Annotated in this window: 10 protein-coding genes; 4 read left to right on the top strand and 6 right to left on the bottom strand. The window is 66.5% G+C overall.

Going from position 1 to position 12,612, the window contains the following annotated elements; genetic code table 11:
* Positions 1 to 54: 54 nt before the first annotated feature.
* On the top strand, positions 55 to 591 hold the full coding sequence (locus tag B2Z70_RS03955; RefSeq protein ID WP_009802721.1) for a GAF domain-containing protein: 537 nt from the start codon (positions 55 to 57) through the stop codon (positions 589 to 591).
* Here B2Z70_RS03955 and B2Z70_RS03960 read toward each other — a convergent pair.
* Positions 570 to 1,256, bottom strand: coding sequence for an SdpI family protein (locus tag B2Z70_RS03960; RefSeq protein WP_292981253.1), 687 nt, complete (start codon positions 1,254 to 1,256; stop codon positions 570 to 572). The two genes, B2Z70_RS03955 and B2Z70_RS03960, sit on opposite strands and share 22 nt — an antisense overlap.
* A complete protein-coding gene (locus B2Z70_RS03965; RefSeq protein WP_009802723.1) occupies positions 1,253 to 1,537 on the bottom strand; it encodes an autorepressor SdpR family transcription factor in 285 nt (94 codons plus the stop codon). Before B2Z70_RS03965 ends, B2Z70_RS03960 begins: the two co-directional genes overlap by 4 nt.
* Before the next feature lie 72 nt (positions 1,538 to 1,609).
* On the opposite strand from B2Z70_RS03965, the gene B2Z70_RS03970 reads away from it, so the two are divergent.
* From B2Z70_RS03970 to pyrF, 3 genes are all read left to right on the top strand, one after another.
* Positions 1,610 to 3,007 (top strand): alpha/beta hydrolase family protein, encoded by a 1,398-nt coding sequence (locus B2Z70_RS03970; protein WP_292981257.1) that lies wholly within the window; start codon positions 1,610 to 1,612, stop codon positions 3,005 to 3,007.
* Between the two features lie 94 nt (positions 3,008 to 3,101).
* A complete protein-coding gene (locus tag B2Z70_RS03975) occupies positions 3,102 to 3,935 on the top strand; it encodes an SDR family NAD(P)-dependent oxidoreductase (RefSeq protein ID WP_009802725.1) in 834 nt (277 codons plus the stop codon).
* Positions 3,936 to 3,998: 63 nt separating this feature from the next.
* On the top strand, positions 3,999 to 4,685 hold the full coding sequence (gene pyrF, locus B2Z70_RS03980) for an orotidine-5'-phosphate decarboxylase (protein WP_292981263.1): 687 nt from the start codon (positions 3,999 to 4,001) through the stop codon (positions 4,683 to 4,685).
* Positions 4,686 to 4,761: 76 nt separating this feature from the next.
* Here pyrF and trxA read toward each other — a convergent pair whose 3' ends face one another.
* The 4 genes from trxA to B2Z70_RS04000 form a co-directional block, all read right to left on the bottom strand.
* Positions 4,762 to 5,082: a thioredoxin TrxA gene (gene trxA, locus B2Z70_RS03985; RefSeq protein ID WP_009802727.1), complete on the bottom strand. Its 321-nt coding sequence runs from the start codon at positions 5,080 to 5,082 to the stop codon at positions 4,762 to 4,764.
* Positions 5,083 to 5,182: 100 nt separating this feature from the next.
* A complete protein-coding gene (locus B2Z70_RS03990; RefSeq protein ID WP_292981267.1) occupies positions 5,183 to 8,842 on the bottom strand; it encodes a UvrD-helicase domain-containing protein in 3,660 nt (1,219 codons plus the stop codon).
* Positions 8,839 to 11,892 carry a double-strand break repair protein AddB gene (gene addB / locus B2Z70_RS03995; RefSeq protein WP_292981270.1) on the bottom strand — a complete coding sequence of 1,018 codons (3,054 nt, stop codon included), beginning with the start codon at positions 11,890 to 11,892 and terminating at the stop codon, positions 8,839 to 8,841. Before addB ends, B2Z70_RS03990 begins: the two co-directional genes overlap by 4 nt.
* A complete protein-coding gene (locus B2Z70_RS04000) occupies positions 11,889 to 12,611 on the bottom strand; it encodes a nucleotidyltransferase family protein (protein ID WP_292981272.1) in 723 nt (240 codons plus the stop codon). The genes addB and B2Z70_RS04000 overlap by 4 nt, the downstream gene beginning before the upstream one ends.
* Position 12,612 lies beyond the last annotated feature (1 nt).

Consider the following 12,612-nt stretch of genomic DNA (forward strand, 5'->3'; position numbering starts at 1 on the left):
TACGGACTCAGAAACCTATGTGTGCAGTCTGGGCTGAGAAAAAGGAGCCCGCTTATGTCTGAGACCCCCACAGGGGCGTGCTGCTCGATCATTGCCGATCCGTCTCGGGTGGATGCCGTCAGGACGATTTCAGACGCAAATCCAGATCCGCGTGAAGATCTGGATACGCTCGCACGTCTGACGGCGTTCGCCTTCAAGGCGCCGATCTGCGTGATCTCGCTGGTCAGCGATACCCGTGTTCGCTTCGTCGGCAAGTTCGGGCTGGACGCCTGCGAGGTGGCGCTGGATGAATCCCTGTGCACGCAAGTGATCTGCCGGGACGGGCCTGTCGAGGTCCTGAACCTGTCGACCGATCCGGAGCTGTGCGACCATCCGGTTGCTGTCGGCCCGCCCTTTGTGCGCGCCTATTGCGGCCAGCCCCTGCTCTCGCCGGAGGGGCTGAATATCGGCGCCGTTGCAGTGGTCGACACCGCACCCTTCTTCCGCTTTACGGACGAGGATCGAGAGGCGCTGAAGGCTGCGACCGAGACCGCGCGTCGTCTGCTGTTCGGGAATCGTTTGCAGTCCGCTCAATCCGAAGCGGCGGAATAGGTGTCCCGGTCCGGATCGTTCTTCCAGACCCAGTAGGACAGGCCCACGCTGACCCCGGCCAGGGTGGTGACCGTGACGCCGAGAACCGTGAACGCGACCGTTGGCGGCGTGAGCAGAAAGCTGACCGCCGAGATCGCGCCGCCGCCCATCATCAAACGCCCGCCCCATCGATGGGTGACGTCCCAGGACTTGTCCGAGGACAGGGTCCAGGGCGTGCGGATGCCGATCAGCCAGTTGGGTCGGGTCTTGGACAGGACATTGCCCAGCACCACCAAAAGCATGGCGCAGGCGAAACCGATGAAGGGGCCGGGCGTCTGAGCGCTCTCTATACGTTCGAGAGCCGTCAGCGTGATCAGGGCCTGTGCGGCCGCCAAGACCCAGATCACCCCTGACCAGACCGTCAGGACCGCAGGCTCGGAACGGCGGATGTTCTCGCCGCGCGGGTCGATCAGCGGCATCAGGCTGAAGAGGGCGCAGATGAAGAGCGTCATCGCGGGCAGGAGGACGAACCCCTCCAGCTTGCCGCCCAAGCGATCGGGCGCGCCGTCGAGACCGAAATGCACGGGGATCGGCGCGTCCGGGGCGGTTCCGAGCCAGCCCCAGATCGACAGGGCCAGCATCAGCGCGAAGGGCGGCAGGGCGTAAACTAGGCCTTTGCGGATCATTTCGGGACCTCCTTGCTGGAGCCGGTGGTCTTGAACAGGTCCATCATCAGCGCCATCAGCTCTTCCGCGACACTGACATTGAGGCGGTAGCGGATCTGGTTTCCGGTTCTTTCCGCCTGGATCAGGCCCGCATCCTTGAGCGCCGCGAAATGGCGCGACATGGTGGGCTTGGCGACATCGAACCGGTCCGCCAGCGCCCCCGCTGTCATCGGCCCGTCGCGCAGCAGGCGCAGGACTTCACGGCGCACGGGGTGGGCCAGGGCGGAAAAGACATCACTCATCGCCAAGTATTTAGCCTAGACGCTAATTAGCGTCAATGCTAAGGCTGGGTCAGCCAGAGATGGAGATCCGCCATGAAAGCCGTCAGCCTCGCCCTTCTCCCCTTCGCCCTGATGCTTGCGGCCTGTGATGCGCAAGCGCCCGCGGCGCCGACGCCTGAAGCGTCTGACGCCGCACAGGACGAGGAGGCCTTGCCCGCCGATCCGGGCTTTGAAGGCGACTGGGCCGGGGTGCTCGACGCCGGGGTGCGCACGCTGAATCTCGAGCTGGATATCGACCTGTCCGGCGCGGCGCCTGCGATCACGATGATCTCGGTGGATCAGGGCGGGGCGCGCGTGCCCATGGACATCGTCCGGTTTGACGGGACGCATGTGCACTTCTCAACACCCGGAATGGCGCTTCAATATGATGGCGTGCTGGAAGACGGGGTGATCACCGGGACCTTCAATCAGGGCGGGCTGAGTGCGCCTCTGGTGTTCGAGCGTCCCGCTGATGGTCAGGACGAAGCCTCGGCGGCTGACGTCCATGGCCAAGGCGAGGTGGTCGAGATCGCCCTGGCGGAGGGTCATCTGGAAGGCGTGATCACCATACCGGAGGCGCCCCGCGCAGGGCTGGTGCTGATCAGCGGATCAGGCCCGCAGGACCGGGATGGCAATATCGCCGGGCATCCGGTCTATGCCGCCATCGCCGATGCGCTGGCTGAAGCGGGCATGGCGAGCCTGCGCTATGATGATCGCGGCGTGGGCGGGTCTGATGCGCCGGCGCCGCTTGCGCCCGCCGAGCTTGCCGATGACGCGGTGCGGGCGCTCGACGTGCTCAAGGCGCAGACCGGGCTGTCCTGCGTGGGGTATCTCGGTCATTCCGAAGGCGGGTATCTGGCGCTGCTGGCGGCGAACGAGTCCGATGCAGACTTCGTGATCTCGCTCGCGGGGCAGCATCAGGATATGGAAACGCTGCTCTATGATCAGTCCGAAGCGCTGATCCGGGCGTCCGGGCAGGGCGATGCGGCGGTCGAGGCCAATCGCGTGCGTCAAAGAGCCGTGTTCGAAGCGATCGCCAATGCCGCGCCGGGCGAGGCGCCGGCGGCGATCGAGGCGGCGCTGATTGAAGGCGGTCTGCCCGAAAGCTTCGCCCGTCAGCAAGCGGCCATGTGGGGCCAGCCCTATGCCGTGGCGATGTTTGACGGCGATCCGGCGGCTGCGGCCGCCGCCTTTGAGGGGCCTGTGCTTGGGCTCTTTGGCGAGCGCGATCTTCAGGTCTTGCCCGAAAACGCCCAGACGGCCCTGATTGAGGCGCGTGGCGACAAACCCACCCGCACCGTGATCGTCCCGGGCGTGGATCATATCTTTGAAGACAGCGAAACCGGCTCGCCTCAGGAATACGGCGCGGCGGGCCATGCCCTGTCGCCCACGGCCCGGGCCATGCTGGCGGAGGAAACCCGCGTCCTGATCGATCAGGCGTGCACGGACTGATCAGACCGGGACAGCGAGCGCACTAGTTCTGGACAGAGCCGGGCGATGCGGTCACCTTTTGCACCTCGTGAGAGATCAAAGGATTGGAGATCACATGGCCCGTCGTCTCGCTCTTGTAACTGGCGCATCCTCCGGCATTGGCGCGGCCTATGCGCGCGAATTCGCGCGCCGGGGCTGGGATCTGGCGCTGGTCGCCCGGCGCGAGGACCGGCTCAAGGACCTGGCCGAGGAGCTGAAGGCTCAGTTCGGCGTGGACAGCCTTGTGATTGCAGCGGACCTGTCAGAGCCTGATGCGCCGGAGACCATCGTCAAGACGATCCATGACCAGGGGCGCATCATTGACGGCCTCGTCAACAATGCCGGCGTGGGGCGTCCGGGCGCCTTCGTAGACCTGAGCTGGGAGGATCAGGCCCAGTTCATGGAATTGATGGTCACCAGCTATCTCAAGCTGATGCATCTGGTCGCCAAACCCATGGCCGAGCGCGGCTATGGCCGCATCATCAATATCGCCTCGGTCTCCGCCCTTCTGCCCGCCGCCAACGCCCATACCCGCTATTCGGGCACGCTCTATCCCGGCGCGAAAAGCCTGCTGATCAAGGTGTCCGAAGCTTTGGGGCTCGAGCTCAAGGATCGTAATGTCCACGTCACCGCCGTGGCCCCGGGCTATACCTGGTCGGAGTTTCATGATGTGAACGGCGCGCGCAACACTGTTTCCAACCTGCCGTCGTTCTGGATGCTGACCGCCGAGGATGTGGCGGTGTCCGGCTATGACGCGGTCGAGCGCGGCGTGCCGCTGCGTGTGCCGGGGGCGTGGTACAAATTCCTCGTCGCCATGTCGCGCGTCCTGCCCGATCCGGTGGGCCAGGCCATCATGCGCATGCAGGAAAAGCGGATGGTCGCGCAGGCCCGGGCCAACGCCGCATCCTGACGCTTGATCGTGCGCGCGCAGCGGTCTAGGCCGCTGCGACCGTCTTTGACCTGGGGGATGACCATGACCGACCGCCGCCTGATCACCGCCCTCGACCTGCCCACCACCAATGACGCCGAAGCGCTGGTGGAGACGCTTGGAGAGGCCTGCGCGCACTACAAGATCGGCCTCCAGCTTCTGCCCATTGGCGGCATGGATCTGGCGCGCTCTCTCAAGGCGCGCGGCCATGACGTCTTCCTCGACTTCAAGCTCCACGACATCCCGGCCACGGTGGAGAAGGCGACCCGCTCGATCACCCAGGCGGGGGCGGATCTTCTGACCGTGCATGCCGAACCGCCGGTAATGCGCGCGGCTGTGGAAGGCCGGCAGGGCTCTGGTCTCAAGATTCTCGGCGTCACCGTGCTGACCGCCTATGACGACGCCATGCTGACCCAGATGGGCTATGCCTATGGCGCGCGCGATCTGGTGATGCGGCGCGTCGACCAGGCGCTCGATTGCGGCGTGGACGGCGTGGTCGCCTCGCCGCAGGAAGCCGAAGCCATCCGGGCGCGCGTTCCCGATGATTTCCTGATCGTGACGCCGGGCGTACGCCCGGCTGGCGCCGAACTGGGCGATCAGAAGCGCGTGGCGACGCCTGAAGCCGCGCTGAAGGCTGGCGCCACGCATCTGGTGGTGGGCCGCCCGATCAGCCAGGCCGATGACCCCTTCGCCGCGGCGCAAGCCATTGCGGACGAGATGGCGAAAGCCTGAGCCAGGTCCTTTTGCAAAAGAAAAACCCCGGAAGCCGCGCTTCCGGGGTTTTCTGATTTTCAGAAAAGATCGGAGCCTAGACGGCTTCGTTGATCCATTCCTCGATCTTGGATTTGGCCATGGCGCCGACCTTGCGGCTGACTTCCTCGCCATTCTTGAAGATCAGAAGGGTCGGGATGCCGCGCACGCCATACTTGCTGGGGGCCATCGGGTTCTCGTCGATATTGACCTTGGCGATGGTCAGCTTGCCGGCCTTTTCGCTGGCGATCTCTTCGAGCGCCGGACCGATCTGCTTGCAGGGGCCGCACCATTCCGCCCAGAAGTCCACCAGCACCGGGCCGTCAGCCTTAAGCACGTCATTTTCAAAAGTATCGTCGGTAACCGCCTGGGTCGCCATGAGCCTTGCTCCTTACCAATAAACAACACGCAACCGCCCGGAATCAGCACGGCTGCGGGTCTTGAGTTGACCGATCACCTAGGAAGCTCCAGCGCATCGGTCAAGCATCCGCTGGGCGCCGGGCGTGATTGAGGACCGCATCCATCCGCTCCGGAGGGAGTTCCATCAGACGCGGCGCATCTGTCCAAAGTAGGGCGCAGCGCACCGGTTTTTCGGGGTGAAGCCCCTGCAGGAGCGCGCGATACGCGGCCATTTGCGCGAGGTAGGCGCGCGGCACGTCCTCGACCTTTTGGGGCGGCGGACGGTTGGTCTTGTAATCCACGATCAGGACTTCGTGATCGGTCACGACCAGCCGGTCGATCTGACCGTTGATGACCATGCCGCTCGGCAGACCCGCTGCCTGGCCCGCCACCGCAGCCTCGGCGCGGGAGCCGGGAAGGAAGAGCGCCGCGAAGGCGGGATCGGAAATCACGCGCAGGGTTTCGGATGCGATCTCGCGGCGCTGGGCGTCGTCAAGATCGGTCTGGTTCTCAAGGTAGCGCAGGGCGGAGGCCTCGCGGCGGCTCTCCTCGATATCGGGCAGGGTCTGCAGCAGCTTGTGGATCAGCTCGCCGCGGCGGAAGCGCGATTGCCCGCCCTTGGCCAGCGGCGACAGGGAGGCCGGTTCAAACCCGCTCTCCTCTTCGCCCAGGAGTTTTGACGGCGCGACCGAGCGCACCGGCGCCGGGTCCGCGGGCGGCGGCTGAATCGCCCAGCCGGGCAGGGTCACAGGGGCTGCTTCGGGCGCGGCGCTCGCCTTGAGCGGCTTGGGGTCCGCGCCATAGCGCAGACCCGGCGCGGCCTCCCAGCCATTTTCAGCGGCAACGCCTTCGAGCGCGGTCTTCACAGGCCGCCAGTCCGCGCCGGTCCAGCTGTGCTGACAACGGTCATGCCAGCTGCCCGCATCCACCTTGCCCGCCACCCCATGGGTGTGCCCGCACACGATCAGGCGATCACGGGCTCGGGTCATCGCCACATAGAGAAGGCGCTGATACTCCCCGTCCGCATCGAGCTCCTTGCGCTCTGCGATCGAGGCCAGAAGCGGCGGCGGCATCTTCATGTCCGGCGACCATAAAAGCCCCGCCTCTTCATGGGCGAACAGACCGCCCGAACGGTCCCTGGGCAATTGGGTGGTGTCGGGCAGGAAGACGATGGGCGCTTCAAGGCCCTTCGCGCCGTGCACGGTCATCACCCGCACCTCGCCGCGCCCCGCTTCCATCTCACGCTTGATCTGCACCGCATCCGCCTGCATCGCCGCCACAAAGCGCGACAAAGACGGCGCGCCTTCCACCTCGTGGGCGAGGGCGCGATTGAGAAATTCTTCCGCCGGGTCGCGGGCCTCTTCGCCAAGGCGCGCATAAAGCCGCGCCAGTCGGCTCTCTCCGGTCGGGCTCGTCTCGGTCAGGAAGCGCGCGAAGAAGGCGTAGGGCGCATCGGTCTCCACACGCGCGCGGGCGGTTTCAAGCGCGGCCCTGGCGTCGCGGAAGCGCGGATCGTCCGAGCGGCGCAGCTTGTCCCACAGGCGCGCGCCTGGCTGCCGGCTGAGGTCAAACAGAGCGTCATCATCAATGGGGGGCGTGACAGCCCTGACCGGATGGAAGAATGGACTTTTGAGCACTTCGGCCAGAGACAGATCGTCTTCGGGCAGTAGCGCGAAGCGCGCCAGGGACAGGAGATCTTCGACCACCAGCTGGTCAGGCAAGGTCATCCGGTCCGCGCCCGCCACCGGCACATTCTTGAGCTTGAGACGGCGGATGATCTCTTCAAACAGGCCGCCGCGACGACGCACCAGCACCAGAATGTCGCCCGCATGGGCGGGACGCAGCCGCCAGGGCTCGCCTTCCTCCCAGACGCCATCGCCGCGCGTGATGATGTCGGCGATCTCGCTGGCGACCGCTTCGGCGAGCTGGTTGCGGGCGGAATCCTTGCGCTCGGCGTCCACCGGACGCAGGTCCAGCTCGTCCTCCTGCCCGCCCTCGGGCTTGGGCACGGCGGGCCAGATCTCCACGCAGCCTGGCGCATTCACCCTTGCGGCCACATGGCCGTCATAGCGGTGGAAGGCCAGCGGATCGCGCGTCTGTTGCGTCTCGGGGTCGCTCATAAGAAGCTTGGTCTCAAGCCCCTCGACCCAATCCTTGCGCTCCGTGTTCAGAACAGCGGCTTCGGCGGCGAAGCAGGCGTCTACAGCCGCCAGCACTTCCGGGCTCGAGCGGAAGGAGACATTGAGGGGCGGGCTCTCAAAGCGCAGGCGTGCGAGTTTCGCCTCGGTCTGAAGTCGTTGACGCTGGGCCAGGAATTCGCGCGGATCGGCGTTCTGGAAGGAATAGATCGACTGCTTCTCGTCCCCGACGCAGAACACGGTGCGCCTCAGCGCGTCAGGATGGCTGGTTTCATAGGCGCCATCGCCTGCGAAGAATTCCTCGGTCAGCGCATTGATGACGGCCCATTGTTCGGGCGCGGTGTCCTGGGCTTCATCGACCAGTACATGATCAAGGCCCTGGTCGAGCTTGTAGAGCGCCCAGCCGCGCGCTTCTGAATCGGTCAGCAGGGCGCGGGCGCGTTCCACAAGGTCGGAGAAATCTACCCGGCGCAGCCGGTTCAGCCGCGCCTGATAGTCGTTGAGCAGGGCGTCCGCAATGCGCAGCGCTGCGCGGGTCATCCGGTTGGCGGTGGCGGCGGCCAGCTTGGGCAGCACCTCATCGCCGACGCGATGGATCTCCGCGCCTTCATCACCAAACAGGGTGACGAGAATGCGATAGCTGTCGCCGGTCTTCTTGGAGAAGATGGATTTGGGCTTCTTCAGCGCGCCAGTCTTGGTCGTGAGAAAGTCGATATAATAGTCAAAGGCTTCCGCGGAATCCTCCTCGGCCACATCGAGGATTTCAAGAAGCGCTTCCGCGCTCGCCTGATCGGTTTTCGTGCCGCCGGTCTGAAGCGCGCTCAGGGCGGCTTCGAGCGCCCCCACATCCGTATCGCCCCACGCCTCGGCCAGCACCTGATCCACGTCGAGATCCGGGTCGACGCCCAGAAGTTCGCTCGCCTGATCCAGCAGCGCATCCAGCGACCCCGCCTGGGTGCGCGCCGCCATCAGCTCATGACGCTTGCTCATCACGAAGGCGGAGAGGCGCGCCAGCGCATCCGCACCCGAGCCGTCTATCAAAGCGGCGATGGCCTGGGCGATCTCGCCTTCCGGGTCGCGATGGGCCTGTCCGGAGAGAGCCTCAAGCGCCTCGGTCTGTAGCGCCAGTCCGGCGGCGTCATCCTGCACCTCAAAGCCTGGCGGCAGGCCCGCTTCAAGCGGGAAGCGACGCAAAAGGCTTTCGCAAAAGGCGTGCAGGGTCTGGATCTTCAGGCCGCCCGGGGTTTCTAGCGCGCGGGCGAATAGCCGGCGCGCTTCATCAAGCGGTGGGCGCTGGCCCTCGGTCACCAGCGCGTCGAGTTCCTTGGTCAGCGCGTCATCGGGCAGGGTCGACCAGTCGCCCAGCTTTCTGAACAGGCGCGCCTGCATTTCACCCGCCGCCGCCTTGGTGAAGGTCACGCACAGAATGCGGTCGGGCCTCGCGCCCGCCAACAGCAGGCGCGCCACCCGATCAACCAGAACGCGGGTCTTGCCCGATCCGGCGTTGGCTTCAACAAACACGCTCGCGGACGGATCGGCGGCGGTCGCCTGCGCTTCGCTGGCGCCGACGACGATGGCGGGATCAAATCCGGGCTGGCTCATGATGCGCCTCCCTCGCCCGCGTCATCGCCGGGCGCGCTCGCCCATTCCTTGCGGCGGGCCAGATGGTCGTAATCGCCCCATTTGTTGGTGAACTTCACGCGCGGCTGGCTGGGATAGGTGCGTTGCGGATCGTCAAAGGCCGCGACCCATTTCACCAGGCGCTCCAGCGCCTGTTCGGCCAGCATGCCGGCGTCATCCCCATCGGGATTGCGCACCATGGATCTGGGCTCTCCCGGCACGCGTCCGCCCGACAGGCGGACATACATCAGATCGCCCGGCTCATGGCTCGGCGCATGTTCGAAGGCGCCGCGCGCGGCCATCGCCGCCTCCAGCGGCAATTGCGGGGCGAATCCGGCGGCCACCTCCTTGGCGGACGGCGGCATGCCGGTCTTGTAATCGAGAATATCGAGGGCGCCCGAGGGGCGCAGATCGATCCGGTCCGCCCGTCCCGTCAGGGTGAACAATCCGCCCGGCGCGTCGAAGCTGATATCGCCCAGGGCTTCAAGGGCGGCCGGCGTGAAGCCGTCCTCGCGACGGGCTTCCTCGAAAGCGACCATGAATTGCGAGACCCGCTCAAAGCGCTTCATCTCGACGCCGAGCGCGTTCTCGCTGAACCCGGCCTCGGACAAGGCTGTCTGACCATGCGCCAGGAGGCGCTGCAACGCATCCCGCGGCAGGATCTCGGTGTCTCCGAGGCTGCGCACCCAGCGTTCCAGCGCCGCGTGATAGGCCGTGCCGCGTTCGGGCGCTCCCGCCGGCCGGTCCAGCGGGTCGAGCTTGTCGAGCTTGAGGATCTTGCGCGCGAAGATCGAATAGGGATCGCGGATCCAGGTCTCGATCTGGGTGACGCTCAGCTTGCGCGGCCGCGCCTCCACCGGCGGGGCGGGTTCAGGCGGACGGATCATTGTCTGCTCCGCCGTCTCATCGAGCGCATTTGCGAAGCCGAGATAATCCTGCGCCGGGGCCAGCGCTGCTTGCGCGCGCTCTCCCAACGCCCCACGCGCCAGAGTCTGCAGGCGCCACAGCCAGCGCGAGGCCACGGTGGGGGCGCCATCCACTTTCGCGGAGCGGGTCAGCGTCACATCTCGGGCGCAGGCAAGCTGGGCGAAGTCATGGGCGGCGAGGCCGAAGCGTTCCTCGGGCGCCGACAGACCCGCCGCGATCCGCATGCCCCGGCTGAGGAAGGGGTCGGATTTGGGGGGCGCCGGCCAGACGCCTTCGTTGAGACCCGCCAGAATCACCCGGTCGGCTTCGGCGAGACGGGCTTCCAGCGGGCCCAGTATCTGAAGCCTGGGGTGCGCGCCATAACGGGGGCGGATCAGCCGGGACCGGGCGGTTTCCAGAACGGCGCGGGTGAAGTCGTGCAGGCTGACTGGCGGCAGGGCGTCGGCCTCTTCCATGAACTCGCGCATCAGCTGGGCGGCGTTCTCGCCGGCGTCCGTCGCCCAGAGCCGGTCCGCGCCCGGCATCTCGTCATTGCGGGCCAGCGCCTCGGCGCTTTCCACCAGGGCGCGGGTCCAGACCGCCAAGGGCTGATCGCCTTCAAGCGCGCTCAGCGGCGAGAGGGCTGTCGCCATGGCCTCGATGATCCCGCCCCAGCGTCGGCGCCGGTCTTCATCATCGCCCGCGGCGTCACGGACGTGCTCGTACAGGGCATCCCAGTCATGGCCGGGGCGACGGCCGCGCAGGGCGCGGCGCTCCATCGTGCCGAGCACGCCGCGCAGGGGCGCGCGTTCCTCTCCCAGTGAAAAGAGCGGCGAGGTCGCAAGCGCCGAGAAGGCCAGCGCCGAACCTGGATCCAGCGCCGCTTGCAAGACGCGGATCAGGAAAGCGCCCGACGGCGTGTCAGACAGGGGCTGACCGGCGGAATCGTCCACCGTGACGCCGAACCGCGCCATTTCGGTGATCACCCGGCGCGACAGGTTCCGGTCGGGCGTGACGAGAATGCCCCGCGCGCCCGGCGTCTCCAATGTCTCGCGCAGCATCAGGGCGATGACGCGGGCTTCCTCGGCGGGGGCGGGCGCATCGATGACGCTGAGGCCTTCAAGGGCCGTTTCGAACACGTCCTCGCCCCAGGCTTCTTTCAGGTCCTCCACCCGGCGCAGCCAGTCGGCGGTGGCTTCGGCGGGGCGCAGGGCTTCGGCGATGACGCGGGCGCGCGGCGCATCCTGGCGGCCCTCTTCGGCGCCTGGCCAGAACCGGACGTCATGGCGCTCGATCCCAAGGCTCTCGATCAGGGTCTTCATGGCGCGTTGGGGGTGGCCGTCATCAATGGCGGCCCAGCCCTCTTCGTCCATGTCGCGGGCAAAACCGGGCAGCACGATGCAGCCCTGGGGCAGGCTCGCCACCGCGCTTAGTAGCTCCGCCGCCGCAGGAATGGAGCCGGTGGAGCCTGCCGCGATCACGGGATCAGACGGCGGATTGTCCCGCCAGCGTTTCGCCAGCGCCTTGAGAAGCAGCGAGCGCCGCCGTGCGGGATCCACCCGCTGCATCTCCTTCAGGCGCTCAGGCCAGGCGACGAGCACGATGTCGAGAAACATCGCCGCTTCCTGCATGTGGGCTGGCAGGTTGGCGCGGATCTCTTCGGTCAGCGCGCCCAGATCGTCCACATCCTCGGTGGCGAGGTCATCGAGCAGTCGCGCCAGATCATCAGCCAATACCAGCGCGCCGCCCGCACCCATGGAGCGGCCCACCGCCTTTTCCTTCTGAAGGATCAGGCTCGCCAGCTCGAACCGGCGGCGCGCCGGCGACACGGCTTCAGGGGCGATCTCCGCCAGCTCGCCCGGTTCGAACGGCGGCTCGTCTGCGTCGACATCGCCGATGGGGCGGATCATCGGCAACAGCGCCGCGCCCGGCGACAGTCGGGTGAAGGCTTCAGCAAGCTCGCGCCCGGCGCGGCGGGTGGGGATCAGCACGGTGACCCGGCTCAGCGCCTCGGGATCGGGAAACGCCTCGGTGAGGCCGCGCGCCAGTTCGGTCAGGAACGGCGCAGCGGGGGGCAGGGTGAAGACCCGGGGCGAGGGAGACGAAAACAGACGATCAGCGCTCATGAAAAGGAGCGTAGCCGATTCTCCGCCGCTTCACGCGCTTCAGGATCGCCCACATGCATCCAGAAGGCGTCCATGACGCAGCCATGAAGGCGTCCCGCTTCCAGCGCCGTGTTCCAGATGAGATTGGTGGAGAAGGGCTCGACCGGCAGCCCTTCCAGGACGCGCGGATTCAGGATCTGGACGCCGGTATAGGCATAGGGCGCAGTGGCGCGTTCGCCACGCCGCTCCAGCCGCCCGTCCTCATGCAAAAAGAAATCACCCGGCCCGTCAAAGCCCAGAGTGTTCGCTGTGGGCGTGATCAGCAGCAGGGCGTCCATGCGATCGGGGTCAAAGGCGCGGGCGAGCTTGCGCAATTCGCTCTCGGTCCCGTCTTCACGCCAGACGGAATCGATATTGGCGACAAAGATCGGGTCATCGCCCAGAAGCGGCGCCGCCTTGGCGAGGCCGCCGCCGGTTTCAAGAAGCTCTGCGCGCTCATCGGAAATGGTGAGGGTTGGCGCCGCACGCTGGCTCAGATGGCTTTCCAGCCGGTCAGCGAAATGGTGGACATTGACCACCGCCTCCTCGACGCCCGCTTCAGCGAGGCGGTCGAGCATCCAGTCGATCAGGCTCTTGCCGCCCAGCTCCACCAGCGCCTTGCAACGATCATTGGTGAGCGGGCGCATGCGGGTGCCAAGACCCGCCGCCATCACCATGGCGCGTTTGGGCGCTTGCATCATG

It is taken from the genome of Oceanicaulis sp. UBA6590 (genome assembly GCF_002433705.1).
In the GTDB taxonomy this organism is placed as follows: Bacteria; Pseudomonadota; Alphaproteobacteria; order Caulobacterales; family Maricaulaceae; genus Oceanicaulis.

Coding starts and splice junctions, on each gene's coding strand:
- B2Z70_RS03955 (WP_009802721.1), top strand. CDS start 55: ATGTCTGAGACCCCCACAGGGGCGTGCTGCTCGATCATTGCCGATCCG.
- B2Z70_RS03960 (WP_292981253.1), bottom strand. CDS start 1,256: ATGATCCGCAAAGGCCTAGTTTACGCCCTGCCGCCCTTCGCGCTGATG.
- B2Z70_RS03965 (WP_009802723.1), bottom strand. CDS start 1,537: ATGAGTGATGTCTTTTCCGCCCTGGCCCACCCCGTGCGCCGTGAAGTC.
- B2Z70_RS03970 (WP_292981257.1), top strand. CDS start 1,610: ATGAAAGCCGTCAGCCTCGCCCTTCTCCCCTTCGCCCTGATGCTTGCG.
- B2Z70_RS03975 (WP_009802725.1), top strand. CDS start 3,102: ATGGCCCGTCGTCTCGCTCTTGTAACTGGCGCATCCTCCGGCATTGGC.
- pyrF (WP_292981263.1), top strand. CDS start 3,999: ATGACCGACCGCCGCCTGATCACCGCCCTCGACCTGCCCACCACCAAT.
- trxA (WP_009802727.1), bottom strand. CDS start 5,082: ATGGCGACCCAGGCGGTTACCGACGATACTTTTGAAAATGACGTGCTT.
- B2Z70_RS03990 (WP_292981267.1), bottom strand. CDS start 8,842: ATGAGCCAGCCCGGATTTGATCCCGCCATCGTCGTCGGCGCCAGCGAA.
- addB (WP_292981270.1), bottom strand. CDS start 11,892: ATGAGCGCTGATCGTCTGTTTTCGTCTCCCTCGCCCCGGGTCTTCACC.
- B2Z70_RS04000 (WP_292981272.1), bottom strand. CDS start 12,611: ATGATGCAAGCGCCCAAACGCGCCATGGTGATGGCGGCGGGTCTTGGC.